Origin of the sequence: Nonomuraea polychroma (assembly GCF_004011505.1) — a bacterium.
In the GTDB taxonomy this organism is placed as follows: domain Bacteria; phylum Actinomycetota; class Actinomycetes; order Streptosporangiales; family Streptosporangiaceae; genus Nonomuraea; species Nonomuraea polychroma.
In genome coordinates this window covers 1,689,458-1,706,510 of sequence record NZ_SAUN01000001.1, presented here as the reverse complement: position 1 = coordinate 1,706,510, position 17,053 = coordinate 1,689,458, and the positions used below count along the sequence as shown (strand labels likewise).

Annotated in this window: 13 protein-coding genes; 10 read left to right on the top strand and 3 right to left on the bottom strand. The window is 67.1% G+C overall.

The annotated features are described in order from the left end of the window. The first annotated feature begins 420 nt into the window (after nt 1-420). The 3 genes from EDD27_RS07390 to EDD27_RS07380 are packed head-to-tail and all read left to right on the top strand — an operon-like array spanning nt 421 to nt 5,689. Nucleotides 421-2,484: an AAA family ATPase gene (locus tag EDD27_RS07390; protein ID WP_127931692.1), complete on the top strand. Its 2,064-nt coding sequence runs from the start codon at nt 421-423 to the stop codon at nt 2,482-2,484. After that, entirely contained in the window at nt 2,481-4,817 is a 2,337-nt protein-coding gene (locus EDD27_RS07385; RefSeq protein ID WP_127931691.1) for a WD40 repeat domain-containing protein, read from the top strand. The genes EDD27_RS07390 and EDD27_RS07385 overlap by 4 nt, the downstream gene beginning before the upstream one ends. Then, nucleotides 4,814-5,689 (top strand): hypothetical protein, encoded by an 876-nt coding sequence (locus EDD27_RS07380; protein WP_127931690.1) that lies wholly within the window; start codon nt 4,814-4,816, stop codon nt 5,687-5,689. The genes EDD27_RS07385 and EDD27_RS07380 overlap by 4 nt, the downstream gene beginning before the upstream one ends. Nucleotides 5,690-6,601: 912 nt before the next feature. On the opposite strand, the gene EDD27_RS07375 is transcribed toward EDD27_RS07380, so the two are convergent. Together EDD27_RS07375 and EDD27_RS07370 are read right to left on the bottom strand one after the other, a co-directional pair. After that, nucleotides 6,602-7,126: a hypothetical protein gene (locus tag EDD27_RS07375; RefSeq protein ID WP_127931689.1), complete on the bottom strand. Its 525-nt coding sequence runs from the start codon at nt 7,124-7,126 to the stop codon at nt 6,602-6,604. A 265-nt stretch (nt 7,127-7,391) separates the two neighbouring features. Continuing rightward, complete coding sequence (locus EDD27_RS07370; protein ID WP_127931688.1) at nt 7,392-10,043, bottom strand: hypothetical protein; 2,652 nt, start codon at nt 10,041-10,043, stop codon at nt 7,392-7,394. A gap of 639 nt (nt 10,044-10,682) precedes the next feature. On the opposite strand from EDD27_RS07370, the gene EDD27_RS07365 reads away from it, so the two are divergent. Beyond that, nucleotides 10,683-11,054, top strand: coding sequence for a hypothetical protein (locus tag EDD27_RS07365; protein WP_127931687.1), 372 nt, complete (start codon nt 10,683-10,685; stop codon nt 11,052-11,054). 240 nt (nt 11,055-11,294) lie between these two features. Next, nucleotides 11,295-11,762: a hypothetical protein gene (locus EDD27_RS07360; RefSeq protein ID WP_127931686.1), complete on the top strand. Its 468-nt coding sequence runs from the start codon at nt 11,295-11,297 to the stop codon at nt 11,760-11,762. 172 nt (nt 11,763-11,934) lie between these two features. Here EDD27_RS07360 and EDD27_RS07355 read toward each other — a convergent pair whose 3' ends face one another. Continuing rightward, nucleotides 11,935-13,050 carry a helix-turn-helix domain-containing protein gene (locus EDD27_RS07355; RefSeq protein WP_127931685.1) on the bottom strand — a complete coding sequence of 372 codons (1,116 nt, stop codon included), beginning with the start codon at nt 13,048-13,050 and terminating at the stop codon, nt 11,935-11,937. 244 nt (nt 13,051-13,294) lie between these two features. Here EDD27_RS07355 and EDD27_RS07350 point away from each other — a divergent pair, with 244 nt between their 5' ends. From EDD27_RS07350 to EDD27_RS07330, 5 genes are read left to right on the top strand one after another with little or no spacing between them, the layout of a single operon-like run. Then, nucleotides 13,295-14,200, top strand: a complete 906-nt coding sequence (locus tag EDD27_RS07350; protein WP_127931684.1) for an AAA family ATPase — start codon at nt 13,295-13,297, stop codon at nt 14,198-14,200. After that, nucleotides 14,187-14,666: a hypothetical protein gene (locus tag EDD27_RS07345; protein WP_127931683.1), complete on the top strand. Its 480-nt coding sequence runs from the start codon at nt 14,187-14,189 to the stop codon at nt 14,664-14,666. The genes EDD27_RS07350 and EDD27_RS07345 overlap by 14 nt, the downstream gene beginning before the upstream one ends. Further along, nucleotides 14,663-15,166 carry a hypothetical protein gene (locus EDD27_RS07340; protein WP_127931682.1) on the top strand — a complete coding sequence of 168 codons (504 nt, stop codon included), beginning with the start codon at nt 14,663-14,665 and terminating at the stop codon, nt 15,164-15,166. Before EDD27_RS07345 ends, EDD27_RS07340 begins: the two co-directional genes overlap by 4 nt. Nucleotides 15,167-15,189: 23 nt before the next feature. After that, a complete protein-coding gene (locus EDD27_RS07335; protein WP_127931681.1) occupies nt 15,190-16,056 on the top strand; it encodes a CBASS oligonucleotide cyclase in 867 nt (288 codons plus the stop codon). After that, the gene (locus EDD27_RS07330) at nt 16,053-17,024 is read left to right on the top strand and encodes an S-4TM family putative pore-forming effector (protein ID WP_127931680.1); all 972 of its coding nucleotides are present in this window, start codon (nt 16,053-16,055) and stop codon (nt 17,022-17,024) included. Before EDD27_RS07335 ends, EDD27_RS07330 begins: the two co-directional genes overlap by 4 nt. Nucleotides 17,025-17,053 lie beyond the last annotated feature (29 nt).

The window sequence follows — 17,053 nt, the reverse complement described above, 5'->3', positions numbered from 1 at the left end:
CCCCAGGCCACCTGTGCACTCGACTTCGGACATCGACACGCACCGTCTGATCTGGACGCGGTACGACCGGCCGCGGCAGACACGCAGCGTGGCCAGAGACGTCGGGAAGTCCGCTGGTGAGTCGGCCGATGCTCAAGTGTGGTTGGCCAATCTACTCAGAGGCTGCTGGCCACCGCGGTCCCGGTTTCGTCGATCACGCGTTCGGTGGGCGAGGTGGCGTCCCTGTGCGAGGCGGGCTACCGCAGGGAATTGGCCGATGTTTTCCTGTGGATTGATTGATTCCTTGTCGCCCGATTACCAAGCCGAGTGTGATCGTATTCCCGGAATGCGTGCCTGGGTATCCCCGACTATCATTTAGTTGGTGGGTTGCATTTCAAGAGGTCATTTCTAGTAGGGCCCCGACAGTTCGGAGGACGGGGCATGAGAGAAGGTCTTGATCGCAGAAGCGAGACACGAATCGCACTGACTATCGGCCTATCCCCGGATACGCAGCACGAGGACGATCTGCCGGCGCTCGGTGAGCTGGATGCGCTGCGTGAGGCTCCTGCGCACGCCACCGCAATGTCCGAGGTGCTGGGCAGGTTCGGCTACGTTGATGGTCGGCAACCCGGCCGGGCCACAAGTCCCGGTGAGGAAATCCGCAAGGCTGTGATGTGCCCTGACACGTGGGTGCTGGTGGTGCATGTCATCGCGCACGGCAGGCTGGCCGAGGCCGGCGAGCGCGAACTGCATGTGGTGGGGAGCGACGGGCAGAATTTCGACGATCCAGTCTCGGCCTGGATTAGTCTGATCGAATCGCATCCCGACAAGCGCCGACCGTTGACGCTGTTCATCCTCGATCTGTGCCACTCCGGGGCCGCCGCGACGCTGCCATGGCACCAGCAGATGCCGGTGGGCCGTCACCGGGCTTGGGTGATCGCCGCCTCCAGACGCGAGGACAAGGCATTTGATTACCGACTTAGCCGGGCCACAACTGCGGTGCTCGGTCAGTATCTCGACGGCACCTTGCGGGTGGACTCGTCCTATTTGCATATTCCGCTGCCGACCGTCGCCCGTGAGATCGACCGCGTGGTAGCGGAACTCAACGCGACCGAGGGGTACCCACAGCAGATTGAGGGCAGTCGGATCCCGTTCTTCACGCACCTGGACGATCTGCCGTTCTTCCCCAACCCCGGCCATCAGCTTCAAAAAAGCGGGCTCTCGCAAGTCGATGTCGGCATTGCTTCTCTGCTGGACGAGGCATTCGACCCCCGACACTTTATGCTTCGCGGCGCTGGCGCCGAGCCACTGGACCGTGGAGTGGGGCAAGGCTACTTCCGTGGCCGGGAGCGGGAAGTCACCATGCTGACCGCCTGGCTCAACGGCCACGGCCCCGGCTTTCGCATCGTCACTGGCAAACCCGGAGTGGGCAAGTCCGCGCTGCTCGGCGTACTGGTCTGCGCGGCCCATCCTCAGTTGCGCGATGCCACGCAAAACCTGTGGTTTCCGCTACCGATCAAGCCGACCCGCAACGACCGGCTCGCCGTGGTCCATGCCAGGCGCCGTGACCTGGAGCAGATCACCGACTCCATCGCCCGCCAACTAGGCGCCACCGAGCAGCCCCGCCCTACCGGCGGCTGGGACGCGCACAGCCTGGCGGAGCTCATGCGGGCGCCCCCTGGTGCTCCGTACACGCTGGTAGTCGACGCTCTGGATGAGGCGGAACGGCCTGAAGACATCACCCAAGCCCTGCTGCTGCCCCTGGCCCGCGCCGCTGTCGCCGGTACCTCAGGCTTGCGGCTGCTGGTCAGTCTCCGCCCCGAGCCGCACTGTGCGCCCCTGATCCGCTTGGCTGACGACACCGGAGGGCTGATCAACCTCGACCACGCCCAGCCTGCGGACGTCTACCGAGCCCTGCGGCACTACGTCGGTGACCTGCTCGCGGTCGACACCCCCTACGCCGCACTGGAGGCGGCTGGCGCCGCAGAAGCCCTCGCTGAAGGGATCGCGGCCCGCCTGACCGGGATCAACGACCCCACCCGAGAGAGGGAGAAGACCAGGCCCCTGGGGTGGGGCGAGTTCCTCGTCGCAGGCATCTACCTGCGCCACGTGCTCACACTGCCCACCGAGCACGATCCCGCTACCGCCCGGCATCTCGGCCTCGGTGTTCCCGTGAACCTGCCCGAACTCCTCGAACTCGACCTAGCCCGCCGCCCCGACCAGCCGCATCTGCGCCCCGTGCTGGCTGCTCTGGCGCATGCCGAGGGCCAGGGCATGCCGGAGCGGGTCCTCGCCCACGTCGCCCGAGTATTCACACCTCCCGGGTCAGGCGAGGGCTCGCTGCCGATCGCCGACGTCAGAGCCGCCCTGGCCCAGGCTCGCTTCTACCTGCGCCGCGACATCGACATCGACGGCACCACCCTCTACCGGCTCTTCCATGAAGGACTCGCTGAGCGCCTCCGGGCCTCCCCGCATGGCCGCCTAGACCAGGAGCAGACCCCATGAGCACGCCCACGCCCTCGCCCTACGCCCGGCTGGTCTACGAGCGGCTCCTGCAAGCCATGCCGCCCGCCGACGATGGCAGGCCCGCGTGGCGAGTGGCCGATCCGTACCTGCTGCGTCACGCCACCCAGCACGCCTCGCACGCCGGCAAGGCAGGAGAACTCCTGCAAGATCCCCAGTTCCTCATCCATGGTGAACCCGACGCGGTCAACGCCATCCTCCCCGAGGCAGCCACCGCGGGCGAACGACTCGCTGCCGCCATCTACCGGGCCTCCTATTCCGTCCACCGCACCCTTCCACCCTTTGAGCGTCAGCAGATCCTTGCCTTGGACGCCGCCCGATTCCGCGCCACGCAATTGGTCGATGCTTTCGTCCGCGACGCCGACTGGGCACCCGTTTGGAGCACTGGCTCGCAAGTATCGGCAGCGAACACCGCCGTCCTCACCGGCCACACCGGCTGGGTGCGTGCGGTGGCGACCACGGAGATCGACGGCCGTCCCCTCGCCGTCACCGGCGGCCACGACCGCACGGTAAGGGTGTGGGACCTGGTCACCGGTCACACCACCACTGTCCTCACGGGCCACACCGGCTGGGTGCGTGCGGTGGCGACCACGGAGATCGACGGCCGTCCCCTCGCCGTCACCGGCGGCCACGACCGCACGGTAAGGGTGTGGGACCTGATCACCGGCCGCCAGGTCGGCGACCCCCTCACCGGCCACACCGGCGACGTGTTCGCGGTGGCGACCACGGAGATCGACGGCCGTCCCCTCGCCGTCACCGGCGGCCACGACCGCACGGTAAGGGTGTGGGACCTGATCACCGGCCGCCAGGTCGGCGACCCCCTCACCGGCCACACCGGCGACGTGTTCGCGGTGGCGACCACGGAGATCGACGGCCGTCCCCTCGCCGTCACTGGCGGCCACGACCGCACGGTAAGGGTGTGGGACCTGATCACCGGCCGCCAGGTCGGCGACCCCCTCACCGGCCACACCGGCGACGTGTTCGCGGTGGCGACCACGAAGATCGACGGCCGTCCCCTCGCCGTCACCGGCGGCCACGACCGCACGGTAAGGGTGTGGGACCTGGCCACCCGCCAAACCCCGACCGTCCTTACCGGCCACACCGGCTGGGTGTTCGCGGTGGCGGCCACGGAGGTGAATGGCCGGCACCTCGCCGTCACCGGCGGCAGCACTGTGCGGGTGTGGGATCTGGTCACCGGCCGCCAGGTCGCCGTCCTCACCGGCCACACCGGCTCGGTTCTCGCGGTGGCGACCACGGAGATTGACGGTCGGCACCTCGCCGTCACCGGTGACGACGATGGCACGGTAAAGGTGTGGGACCTGGCCACCCGCCGCACCCCTACCGTTCTCGCTGGCCACAGCGACGACGTGAAGGCGGTGGCGACCACGCAGGTCGACGGCCGGCACCTTGCTGTCACCGGCGGTAGCGATGGCACGGTGCGGGTGTGGGACCTGGCCACCGGCCACCAGGCCGCCGTCTCCACCCGCCGCTGGGGCCCAGTACTCGCGGTGGCGACCACGCAGGTGAACGGCCGTCCCGTCGCCGTCACCGGCGGCGGCACGGTGCGGGTGTGGGACCTGGCCACCGGCCGCCGGGCCGCTAGCTTCGCAGGCCACTTCGACTCGGTGTTCACCGATGTGAACGCCATAGCGGCCGCGGAGGTGGATGGCCGACTCCTCGTCGTCACCGGCGGCGACGACGGCACGGTGCGGCTGTGGGTGGTGCGGGGCCCAGTCACCGGCCACGTCATCGCTATACCCGGCGATGCCTTCACCCATCACACTCACACCGTCCTCACCGGCCACACTGGCTCGGTGTTCACGGTGGCGACCACGCAGGTCGACGGCCGGCACCTTGCTGTCACCGGCGGTAGCGATGGCACGGTGCGGGTGTGGGATCTGGTCGCCGGCCACCAGGTCGGCGACCCCCTCACCGGCCACACCGGCTCGGTACTCGCGGTGGCGACCACGCAGGTCGACGGCCGGCACCTTGCTGTCACCGGCGGTAGCGATGGCACGGTGCGGGTGTGGGATCTGGTCGCCGGCCACCAGGTCGGCGACCCCCTCACCGGCCACACCGGCTCGGTACTCGCGGTGGCGACCACGGAGATCGGTGGCCGACCCCTCGCCCTCAGCTGCGGCCACGATCGCACGGTGCAGGTGTGGGACCTGGCCGCTAACACTTGCCTGACCACCCTGCAGCTTCCCGCTAGTGCGTGGTGCGCAAAGATCGCTTCCGACGGTACCGTCGTGCTCGGCATGGGCCACGAAGTCATCGCGCTCACACTGGGTCCGCTCTTCAAGAGACGTCTATGAGCATTTCCGCGTCCCAGCCTCTCAGTATCGTCGCTGTTCACGGTGTGGGATATCACGATCGCCGTGCCACAGCCGAGCAGGTGTGCGCGGCGCAACGGACCCACTGGACCCGGCATCTCGCCAAGGGCCTAGGACTGCCCACGAGCCGGCTCGACTTGGACTTCGCCTACTATGCTGCAGCGCTCAACGCAGGCCCCACAATCCAAGGGCAAGCCGACCCGGACGTTCTGGAAGACCCGCTGGCGAGAAAACTGCTGGCGTCGTGGCTGGAGGAACTCGGAGCCCCTCAGCCTGTTAGCCAGGGAGCACTGACTCTGCCGCTGCGCTATGCCGCCTCCTGGGTGGCGGAAAAGTTCAGCTTGGACGGCCGACTGACACAGCTGTTCATCCAGTTGTTCTTCCGAGAGGTGGCCACGTACCTGCGGGCCGACGACGATCCGGTGCGCGTGGCCGCCCGGAATGAGGTCTCGGCACGGATAGCCCAGCACTGTCCCCGAGTTGTCATCGCTCACTCCCTAGGCACAGTCCTCGCCTACGAGGCGTTCCATGCGCACCCCGACCTGGGCGTGGACCTTTTGCTCACCTTGGGCTCCCCTCTCGCCCTACCTCATGCTGTCTTCGACCGCCTCACTCCCCGCCCGACCGGCTCGTCAGCACCACTTGGCGCCCGGCCCACCGGCGTCGCCCGCTGGGTGAACATCGCCGACCCGGGCGATCCAGTAGCCATCCCACCCCGCCTTGCGCGCGCTTTCACCGGCATCGCCTTGGACCTCACTACCCCCATCCACGCGGCGTTCGGCTTCCATCACGTCAAGAACTACCTGGCTTGCGCGGCCACCGCTGCCACACTGGGGCCCTACCTCGGCGCCTGACGACACAGGCCGAGTCAAGCTGTACAGGTCGGCCAACGTGAGGTGGTGCCCGGCGGGGGATGCATGGTCAAGCCAGTCGACTCTCTCCAAGTTCGCGTCCCGGAAGGACAACGGGGTCGATACTGGTAAGGCCATTAGGGCCTGTTCGGGGTTCAGGTCTTGAGGTTGTGGATTCGCCTGCGCGCTGCCGTCCGGCGCCATACTGGGCGCGCCACAGGGGCGGGCTCAAACCCAGACTGGCCGCCGTCACCAAGCCCACCATGGTCGGGATGCCTCTGGTTTACGCTGAGGGTCATCTGGCGCAGGCTCGAGAAAGACGTACTTCACCACAGAGCTGATGGCCTCCGCTGTTGGGGCTCCATGGTGCTCGTGGGCCTGCCGAAGCCGGTTCGTGTACACGTACACGAGCGAGCACGCCCGGCGACCACCGCGTCGAAGTCGGCTCCGTCGAGAGCCACAGGTCACCCTCCGATTTGGGGCTCACGGACAGATGCGGAGTCGTCAGCTCTGATCTGCTGTAGGCGGTGGTTCACCAAGGCCGGCGCCCAGTCCAAGTCGATCGAGGGCCTATTACGCAAAGTAGCCCCAATCGCTTTCCTTGCCTCCGCTTTCACCCACTATGCTCACGGTCTCCGGCCGCGCCGGCGCGGCCGAGAGGCGTGAACCACCGCCCTGTTCACGCATCCTGCTTTGCCTGATCAGCTCAGGTTGAGGAAGACGCACGAGGTAGGGGACTGGGGTGCTCGGCGCGACATGGTCGGCGCCGCGCAGCAGACCCGGCGCGTCTGGCAGTCGATGAATCGCGAAGCAATCAACAGAGAATCAAGCGGAACGCAAGCTGATCAGGAGCCACCATCGATCAAACGATCTCGAAATCGAAGAAGCAAGATCGTAGATGAGGCCATGAATTGATCATTGACCATCCGTCCAAGATCGAACTGCAGTGCTAAGGTATCGACGCTTCGCGCCGATACGTCCGGGACGAAAGACCCGGCCCGCAGCACTTCCGCGGGGACGTGACCCGGGCGGGTGAAGGCCTTCCGTCAGCCGCTGGTCCATGCCCGGAACTCGGGGTAGGCGACCACCACCAGCTCCGGGTCGCGCTCGTTCTCCACGTTGTGGCTGGGGCACGCCGGGACGCAGTTGAAGTGTGAGCCCGGCCGCGTACAGTACCTCCGCCATCGCGCGCTCCATGGCCAACATGATGGCGCGTTCGACGCGCACCAACGGGTAACCGGGATGGTCGACGCTCATCTCTCCCGAGGCGATCTCGAAGTCGTCGCGAGCCGTCCAACGCAGGTTCACCCGGTCGCCGAACGCCGTGATCGAGTAGCCGCCGGCCGTCCTTTCACTGCGACGTTCCGGGATTTCGACGAGAGCAAACAACTGCCGAACGTCGCGGACCATCGACTCGGCGGTGCGGAAGGACTTGGCCATGCGCGCACCGTACAACGCCCGCTGCGCCACGGGCGGCGCAAGATCGTTCCGGCTGGTCTTGCGGAGCAAGTTGTTGAGCGACAGGAGGAGGTCGACCCACCGCGACACCAAATGTCAGTAGCAGGGCGTGATCAGGTAGGGGATGGGCCGGCTACTCCGGCCAGGGCAGGAGAAGTCCGGGGAAAGGCGCCTGGCGGAGGGGTCTACCTCGACGAGATGATCCTCTTCGACTACCTCAGGCCAGTGCTGACGCGCATCTGAATAGTCATGACCGCCGGTCACTCAGCGGCGAAATGTCATCCAGCACCAACCCGAATCGGCGCACGCGTTCCGCATCGAATTGATGCCCAGCCCGCGCCAGAGCGTCCGCGAGTCGTCGGGCAGCGAAACGGTCACCTGCCTCCGCCCTGGTCCGAAGTTCGTCTGTCCGCGTCTGCTCGGCCAGCAGGTCAGCCAGCTGATCGGCGGCGTACCAGTCGCCGCCGTCCGCGCGGGCACGAAGCTCTTCTACCTGTCCACGCTCGGCCAGTCGGACGGCAACACGCAGAGCGGCAGACAGGTCGCCGGCATCGGCGCGGGCATGGAGTTCCTCTATCCGTTCTTGAGCGATCAGCAGGTCAGCCAGACGGGCGCTGGCGTGGAGGTCCCCAGCGTCGGCGCGGGTGCGCAGTCCGTCCTCTCGACCTTGGGCTGCGAGTAGATCGGCCAAACGTTCAGCGGCGTGCAGGTTGCCCGCGTCAGCGCGTGCATGAAGTCCATTTAGCTCCCCCTGATCAGCCAGCAGGTCGGCCAGCCGATCGGCGGCGTATCCATCGCCCGCTTCAGCGCGAGCGCTCAGTTCCTCGACCCGTCCCCGCATGGCCAGGAACATAGCCATGCGGGCTCTAGCAGCCTTGTCACCGCCGTCAGCACGAGCACGTAGTTCCTCCTCCCGCCCGCGCATAAACAGCAGGCCAGCCAGCTGTTGGGCGATGAATGTGATCCCAGCATCGGCGTGCGCGGTGAGAAGTTCAACGGCTTTCTCTTCTTGCCCCCACATGTCCAGCAGTTTGGCCAGATGGCCAGCGGCGAACGGATAGTGGGTGTGAGGGCGTAGGAGAGCGATGGCCTCCTCTAGATGCCCCCTGCGCACCAGTAGATCGGCCAGCCGGTCGGCAGCATACGGATCGCTCTCATCGGCTCGCGAGCGTAGGGCATCCTCACGGCCTTGGGCGGCAAGCAGGCGAGCCAGCTTGTCGGCGGCGAACCGGTCACCGGCGTCCGCACGGATGCGCAGGACATCTTCCCGGCCGTTTTCGCCGAGTAGGTGGACGAACTTTTCTGCTGCGTACTGATGATCGGCGCTGGTGCCGGATTCAGCGTCGGCGTGAGGGCTGAGGACAGCGAGGGCATCGTCCACGCGTCCCTGCCCTACCAGCTTGTCGGCCAGCAGCATCGCGGTGTACGGGTCACGTGCGGCGATGGCGTGGAGGTCGTTTTCCCGCTCCTGTGCCATCAACACCTCGATGAGCGTGTTGGCGGTATATGAGGGAAGGGCGTGGCAGCCGCGACGCCACAGCTGTAGCGCGTAGTCGAAGAGCAGCCGGTCGACAGCAGCCTCAATGATGCGGATCTGATCGTCTGAGTCTGTCAGGCGGGTGACCAGAGCGCGCCAGGTCGTGGCAGGAATCACGGCCCTGTACCGCAGAGCTTCAATGCGTTGCTGCAGATAGTCGGCGACCTCATAGCCGGCCGGGCTACCCATTGCCGCAGGCGGGGCACTCGGGGCCAGTGCGGCGGCGGCGCCGTGGAGTTCCTGGGTGAGGTAGGCCAATGATGCCTCGAACCAGTTGGCGGGTGCGGCGCCTCGCTGGCGGGCATCGCAGTAGCCGGGAGCGGCTTCGCGGAGCAATTCCGCGTTCAGCGGCGAACGTACGCCCAGGCGGGTCGCGTCGACGGCCGCGGTCAGCACTGCGGCTGCGTACGCGTCGGCCCCGCGCCAGCGGTCGACCAACTGCGGGGCTGCGGCGATGACCTGGAACAGGCCGTAGTCGCCGAACTCCAACCCCAGCTTGATCCGCGCGTCTCCCGCCGTAGCGGTGGCATGTGCGCGCTCTCGCTCGGCCTGGCTCAGCTGAGCGTCGATGTGGACGACCTCGGCCAGGCCGAGCAGCTCTCGGGCGTTGGCGCTGGCCTCGGGATGGCCGACCTGCGGCAGCGACGTATAGGCGTTATATCGGTCCGGCCACAGGGTGGCGATCATAACCGTGCGGCGGTCCAGCAGAGTGCGGACCGTCGCGGCGGTCAATGGATTGGAGCTGTCGAGGTAGCGCTGCAGCTCATCCAGCCACACCACCAGCCGCTCGGATCCTGATACGGTGGCTTGCTCGATCTTTCGAGCGTCAGGCGGTTGCAGCAGCCACCATTGCGGCAACAGCGCACGGAGCGCCTCGTAGGCACAGCGGGTCTTGCCGACCGAAGAGCCACCTACCAGCACCACCAGCCCGCCCCGTTGGGCGGCCCTACGCACCAGATCTCGTACGCCGCGCGGACCATCGTCGACGTCGCGCCGAACGTACACCGGCAGGTCCTCGGTGGCACCGGGGGCGTCGATTGGAGCGTGCACACCTAGGCGCCGCGGGTCGGCCTGCGCCACTCGGACCACCCCGTCAAGCTCCGGTTTGGTACTAAGGGCGCGCTCGCGCGCCTGCCGCCACGCCTCCCGATCCTCGCGCGAGAGGCCGCACGCCCTCAGAAACACCTCGAGTGTCTCCTCGCTCGGCCGGCCCTTGCCGAACATGTCCGTCAACGTGCTCGATGCCAACCTGTACGGCCGCGCGGCCCGATTCAGCTCGGAGTAGGAGCGCTCTCCGGATAGCTCCTTCAACGCCGACGCGAGATCGGTCGTCGTATGTACGTGGTCCGGATTGGGCGTCATTGCCTTCCCTTCCCTGACATCCACGGCGCGCTGGGCCGTCCGGCTCGATTGCCGGACGCTGCCGGACGCCTGCGGCGGGCGCCGCAGGCGTCGGCCGTTCTGCTGCTCAGACTCCCTCAAGCGCCACAGCGGAGCACACATTTGGCCGGACGAGTACGCATCTGCTGCCGGACCCTTGCCGCCCAGGCTGCCATAAGGCTCCAACAGCTCATATACGAAGGAGCCACCATGCAAGACCTCTCCCATTGGATCCCTCTGGCCGTCAGCGTCCTCAACCTCGCCACCGCCCTCATCGGCTGGACTGCCGACGGGCGACGGCAGAGACAAGCGCGGCGCCTGGGAGAGCGCGGCCCGGCTGGAACGAGGCCGAGACCACGCTGAAACCGGCGTCCTGCTCTACAGCGACAACGGACTCCACCGCACCTCCGCCACCGCGGACGTCCGCTACAGCCTGCGCTACCACGGCGACCACGAACACCCACCCCCCGCACAACGACACGGGGCCCGCCTCCGAGGACGAGCCACGGCCATGACGCCCAACCCGCACCCGGAGCGGTCCCGCGCCAACGACGCCGCGCCACCACGACCCGACCGCACCGGCTCGGCCCGCTGAACCTGTCCGACGCCGAACGCGCCGACGTGTACGCCGCCGCCTCCCGCACCGGGATGTCACCCGGCTCGTATGCCGCGCACGTCGCCGTCGCGGCCGCCCGCCAGGAACTCCTTGTGCTCCCGGTCGCCGACCGCGACCGGCCCCTCATCGACACCACCTGGGCGCGGATCGCCACCCGGCTCATCGACGCCGCCGGCATCGCCCCGCTCGGCGACGTCGAAGCCTGCCGGTGGATCGCGCTCCGGCATGCCCGCGACCACATCCACCTCGTGGCCACCCTCGCCCGCCAGGACGGACGAATCCCGGAGATGCACGGCAACTGGTACCGGATGCGAGAGACATGCGACCGGATCGAAGCCGAACTCGCACTGCTTCTCACATGGTTGCCTCGGAGCTGAATCAGTCAGCGCTCAACACCCCTGCGACCGCCTGAGGGCTACGAAGAGTGAGCGATCTTGCTGACATCGGTGTCGCGCCGACTGTCATCCGTTGTCGTTCTCCACTGACATTTCGTGTCGCCCAACAGTTTTGTCGGACTTTGCGTTCCGTCCGGGACGGAAAGGGTCGCGGAGCAAGATAGTGGAAAAGACAGTCTTAACCTTCCGTCCGGTACCAAACGCGGACTACTGGTAGATGCCATGACCGACATCCACGAGGTCGACAGCGTCGAAGTCCGAGACCGGCTGCAGGGCCGCACGTGCGCCTGGTGCGCCACCTACATCCCCTACTCCGGGCGCGGCCGGCCGCCGAGTTACTGCAGCAGGTCCTGCCGCAACCGGGCCTGGGAAGTGCGCACCGCCGAACGCCGGCTCCAGCGTGACATCGCCGCAGCGGCCATGCGCGCCGAGCCGGTACGCGAGGTGCGCACCGAGACCATCACCCGCACCCGCACGCGTGTGCAAACCCGCCTGGAGCGGCGGCCGCCGAGCACCGCCAAGGACTGGGTCGAGCACCTGGCTGCGCTCACCGGTCAGCTGCGCAAGGACGGCACGCTCGCCCCCCGGCACTGGGACCACCGTAAGCTGTACCACGCTTTGATGGAGGCTCTCGTGGTGCTGGGCGATGCTCACCCGGGCGGGCTGGACGAGTTGGCGGCACGGCGCTGAAACCCCTCGTGCTTTCGTCCCGGATGCCGTGGCTCGGGTTCGTGCCCGACGATGTGACCTCGGCGCCGTCGGCGGCCGTGGCCCGGGTCGCGGAGCGGCTGGGTGTGTCGCCGAGCGTCGTCCTCGTGCGACCTCTATGACCTCGGGTACTGAAGTGACCGGGTGAGGTAGGTCAGAATTCCACGCGGGGCCGTTCGCTGATATCCCGGCTGAGTAGGGTTCGAACGTCAGCCTCCGGAAGGCCTGAACGATTGATGAAATCGGCGAAGGAGATGCCGGTTGTTTCCATGAGTGCTAGTGCACGCTGTAGGAGTACAGGACCCTCTGGATTTCCCAGGGGGCCTGGCTCTACTTTCCTCCATCCTCGGACGGACAAGGCTTTCCATCCCTGCGCGTAGGTGTGTTCGCTCATGATACCGAGCGTTTTTGCCCTGACTAGGAGGGCAGCTAGCGAGACATGCCATTTTGCCTTCAAGCGGAGAAAAGCGGGCCAGTCAAGCCGTTCCGGAATTTCGGATTTGATGTCGTCGGCTGGCATGAGGAACGCGGCGGCGAACTCGTGGGCTTGGCTCTCGGTGACCTTGTCGCCAATTTTGCCAGTAACGCCATGCAAAACCAGGTGGCCTAGTTCGTGGGCCGCATCGAAGCGGGAGCGGTCGCGCAGGCCCTTGTCGGCCCCGAGAGCAACAACGGGCCTGTCTGGGAAGTCGACGCAGAATGCATCAACTTTTTCGATGCTGACACGGAAGCGGACGACAACAATCCCGTTCATTTCCAGCAGTCGCACAACATCTTGAACTGGACCGCGTGAAACGTTCCAGTGGTCACGAACCTGTGCTGCCGCTCGTTCAATATCGACGGACTGAAGAGGCTGCCCTTCGTCGATTGGGACGCGCGGCAGATTGAGGTCGGGCAACGCGACGTGTTTTTCGAGCTCAAGCGCGAGTTCCCGCGCGAGGTGCACGTAGGCGAGCGCTTGTTGGCGATCTCGGGGGGAGGTGGATCGAAGGCTGCGGAAGAACCCGTTGACCTGATCCTGAGCAGGGGGGCGGGCTGGAGCGGCGAAGAACGACGGCGGTACTCGCAACGCGACCGCGAGCCGGCGAAGCGTCGATGTGGCGGGCTTCGTGTGTCCGTTCTCGAACTGGCTGATCGAGGCCGCGGTGACGGTGCCGACTTCCCGGGCCAGCTGCACCTGGGTGAGCCCACGGAGTTCGCGCGCCATTCGCAGTCGGGCGCGATCGAACAGGGCCGCGATGTCGCCGGGGTTCAGTTGCGGGTCGTTCACGTCGCTCGTCTCCGCGTCAGTCGACGTCCACCGATCAGCGGACGATTCTTGATCTTGATTCCTCCGCTCGTATCTTAGGCACACCTTGGTTACCGGGCGGTCAAATCACCCGGCTTCCAGCAGACATGCCCGAGTGAAGTGTGTCGAGTTGCACGTCTGTTCTGTCGTGTAGTCTACCCAACATCGAGAAGATGATGTCCAAATCTGAGGTGACCCGCCGCGCGCGGGGGGATGGAGTTGAGGGATGAGGGTTCAGGAGTGCGTGCTGTCGGACGAGGTGATCACCGCCGACTCGGCGGAGGCCGCGTTGTGGGACGCCATCGTGGTGCCGGAGGAAATCAAGGAGCGGCTGCGCAACCAGACCGTGTTGTCGCTGCTCGTGCGGCCTGACCTGCCGTTCGCGTTGACGGCGTTGCACGGTCTGTGCACGCTCTACGGTCCTCCCGGCACCGGCAAGACCACCCTGGCACGGGGTCTGCCGGCGCAGGTCGCCTGCTACGTCCCCGGAGGCGAGGTCCGGCGGATCGAGATCAACCCGCACGGGCTGATGAGCGCCGAGCACGGGCAGTCTCAGCAGCGGGTCAGCGAGCTGCTCGGCGAGTACGTGCCGGGTCTCGCGTCAGATGGCGTGCCGACCGTGGTGATCCTCGACGAGGTCGAGTCGATGGCGGTCGCCCGCTCGGCGGCGTCGCTGGCCGCCAACCCGGCCGATGTCCACCGCGCCACCGACGCGGTTCTCACCGCCTTGGATCTCAACGCCGTCGAGCACCCGCACCTGTTCTTCGTCGCGACCAGCAACTTCACCACCGCTCTGGACGAGGCGTTCCTCTCCCGCTCCGACGCCGCCATCCTCGTCCCGCTTCCCGAGTCCGAGGCGCTGCGGGAGATCGTGGCCTCCACGCTGCTGACGCTGGCCGACAAGTACCCGGCCTTGGGTGAGCTGGCGCGCTCCTCGGCGGTGGACCGCATCGCCGTGGCGGCTCACGGGCTGGACGGTCGCCGTACGCGCAAGGTGGTCTTCGAAGCCCTGGCTCAGCGGCTGGACACAGTGCTGGACCCCGGCAACCTCACGGAAGACGACCTGGCCGCCGCGGTACGCAACGCCGTCGCGGACACGGGCCAGCCGGGGGTGTCTCGTGCTGCGCACTAGGCAGGTCGCGGCCTCTCCCGTGCGCAGCGCCAGCGGAACCTGGGCGGTGATCGCGGACCTCGTGGCTGACACCGTGGCGCAGTCCTCTGCGCTGTGCCGCGACGAGGCGGTGCAGGCGATGTCGGCCGCCGAGGCGGTCGGGCGGATGCTGATCGCGGCAGGGCACCTGCAGCAGCACCCGATCACCCTGGTGGCCGGCAAGGTGCACTGCGAGATCACGACGGTGTTCGGCACGGCGGCGCTGACGTTGGAGGAGAACCTCAACCCCGTCCCCGGTGCGGCGGGCGCCGACGATTTCACGATCCACCTGCCGTCCCCGGCCCCGCTCCAGGAGCAGGTGAAGGCAGCCACCGACGGTCACGCCCGGTTGTCTGACGCTGTCCCGCCCGCTCCGGAGACGAAGGCTGCCAACGCCGGTCCGCTGATCGACCGTGAGGCTCTGCGACGGGCGGTGACTCAGCGATGACGTCCACGTACACCTACAGCTACACCCGGACCCACACCGCCACGCACCTGACCGACGTCATCCTCGGCACCATCACCGACATCCTCGCCGACCTGGGGATCAACATGGACCGGCTGCACCGCGACTGGGTGCAGAACGAGAATGCGATCAAGGCGTGGATCGAGGAGGGCTCCCTCGACACGGTCGTCCTCGAGTGCCACCAGCCCTCGGGCGCCGTGGCACCGGTGATCGAGTTCCCGGTGTCCTACACCACCTCCGGGGACGGCAACGCCGAGTTCACCGCCTCCCGTGCCCGAGCCGCCCGGTTTCGAGCCAAGTTCGACCGGGTGCCCATGGGCACCACCTACCGGCTGTTCTGCACCTTCAACGGGCCCCGCACCCCGCAACCAGGTTGGGGTACCGGCCATCGGGCGAGCATCGACGGTCTGCGCGGCATCACCTTCGGAACCCTTGGCTCCGCCCCGCACGCCTCGACCGGCATGCGGTACTTCCACAACTGAGACCACGAGCAGGAACACGCCCTATGGGATACATCGACGACGCCTTCACCAACCTCAAGCACAACCTGGAGATCACCCAGACCGAGCAGAATCTGGCGAAGGCGCGGCACGAGGCCATCCGCGACTTCGTCCGGTCTCACTGGGACCTCGCCGACGACTTCCTCACCGGCAGCTACCGGCGCGACACCAAGACGAAGAAGCTCAGGGACATCGACATCTTCGTGGTCCTCGACGTCAACGGCTCCCAGGCAGGCTTCCGCGATCAGGCCCCCATCCAAGTGATCAACGCCCTGGAGACCCTGCTCCGTCAGAAGTGGAGCGCCGCCGCCCGGGACGGCATGGCCGTCGTCATCCCCTACGGCCCCGACGACGAGGTCATGTCGATCGACGTAGTCCCCGCCTTCAAGCGAGACGACGGCGGCTACTACATCCCCAATCCCTCGGCAGGCGACTGGATCGCGACCAACCCCAAGCGCCACCACGAGCTGAGCATCGCCAAGAACGCCGATTGCGACGGCAAGTACGTACCCTTCGTCAAGATGGTCAAGGGCATCAACCGCGAACTCGGCGAGCCCGTGTCGCCCTCCTTCCTGCTGGAGGTCATGGCCCAGTCGCTGGTGAAGCCGCCGATCGGGCGCTACCAGGACGAGATCGTGCTGTTCCTGGCCACCGCCGCCGAACGCATCGGCGACGAGTGGCCCGACCCCGCCGGCCTGGGCGGTGACGTCAACGCCGTCATGAACGCCACCCAGAAACTCACCGCGGCCAACGCGCTCAACCAGGCCCGCGCCATCGCAGAACGGGCGGTCGACCTGGAGGACGAAGGCCAGGAACGCGCGGCCTACGACGAGTGGAAGCAACTGTTCGGGAACCGGATGACCAAGCCATGAACCTCTCCACCGATCCCGGCGGCGTCCATGGGATACCGCCTCGGGCCATCCACGAGCGGCAACTCGACGACGCCATGCTGCTCCTCCAGCGCGCCGCAGCGGCAAGTCACCAACGCGGCCAGCTCCTCGAAGCCGTGCGCGTCACCGCCGCCGTCGCGCTCGCCGCCGCCGGTGTCCTGATCACGCTGATCGGCCACGGCCGGACAGCCGTCTCGATCGTCGGGTTCTTCTGGTTCGTCGTCTCAGCGTTCCTGCTCAAGGGCCTCGCCGGGAACACCGCCCGCCAGGGCGCCCTGCTCCAGGAGATGTTCGACATCGCCCTATTCCACTTGCCGTGGCGCGCCACCGTTGCAGGCGACCCCATCCCCCAACCCGACGTCCGCCGGCTCGCGCGCAAACTCCCCCGAGGCGGCGCGAAGGACAAGCGCATCACCGACGGCTGGTACGACCCCACCAACGACGTCCACCACCCCTACGACGTGTTCATCGCCCAGGAACAGAACCTCGCCTGGGACGCCCGCCTCCGCCGCCGCTACAGCCACCTCATCGCCGCCACCGCGATCCTGTGGACCACCATCGGCCTCGTCGTCGGTCTCGCGGTCGCGGACGCCACGCTGCTCGACACCCTCCTCAGCTTCTTCGTCCCGTCCCTGGCGGCCTACCAGATCTCCTACGAGATCTGGTCCGGCCAACGAAAGGTGGCCGACGAACGCGACCGACTCACCAAGGTCGTCAACACCGAGCTACACAACGGACGCCCCGGCCCCGTCCCCGACGACGAATGGCACCGCCTACGGAACGTCGCACGGGACGTGCAGGACGGCGTACTCCGCACCCGCCTGGACACCACCCGAGTACCCGAGTGGTTCTACAAACGCTTCCGCGACGACGACGAACGCGACTTCGGCGACACCGCAGAAGGCCACCGCGTCCGCCTCGCCCAAGACACACCTAATTCGCCGCCGTAGCGGCCTGACCACCGGGAACCGCATCGCCG

Excerpts from the sequence above, each read along its gene's own strand:
- EDD27_RS07350 (WP_127931684.1), top strand. The coding sequence starts at position 13,295 with ATGAGGGTTCAGGAGTGCGTGCTGTCGGACGAGGTGATCACCGCCGAC.
- EDD27_RS07360 (WP_127931686.1), top strand. The coding sequence starts at position 11,295 with ATGACCGACATCCACGAGGTCGACAGCGTCGAAGTCCGAGACCGGCTG.
- EDD27_RS07375 (WP_127931689.1), bottom strand. The coding sequence starts at position 7,126 with ATGGCCAAGTCCTTCCGCACCGCCGAGTCGATGGTCCGCGACGTTCGG.
- EDD27_RS07330 (WP_127931680.1), top strand. The coding sequence starts at position 16,053 with ATGAACCTCTCCACCGATCCCGGCGGCGTCCATGGGATACCGCCTCGG.
- EDD27_RS07335 (WP_127931681.1), top strand. The coding sequence starts at position 15,190 with ATGGGATACATCGACGACGCCTTCACCAACCTCAAGCACAACCTGGAG.
- EDD27_RS07390 (WP_127931692.1), top strand. The coding sequence starts at position 421 with ATGAGAGAAGGTCTTGATCGCAGAAGCGAGACACGAATCGCACTGACT.
- EDD27_RS07385 (WP_127931691.1), top strand. The coding sequence starts at position 2,481 with ATGAGCACGCCCACGCCCTCGCCCTACGCCCGGCTGGTCTACGAGCGG.
- EDD27_RS07340 (WP_127931682.1), top strand. The coding sequence starts at position 14,663 with ATGACGTCCACGTACACCTACAGCTACACCCGGACCCACACCGCCACG.
- EDD27_RS07380 (WP_127931690.1), top strand. The coding sequence starts at position 4,814 with ATGAGCATTTCCGCGTCCCAGCCTCTCAGTATCGTCGCTGTTCACGGT.
- EDD27_RS07370 (WP_127931688.1), bottom strand. The coding sequence starts at position 10,043 with ATGACGCCCAATCCGGACCACGTACATACGACGACCGATCTCGCGTCG.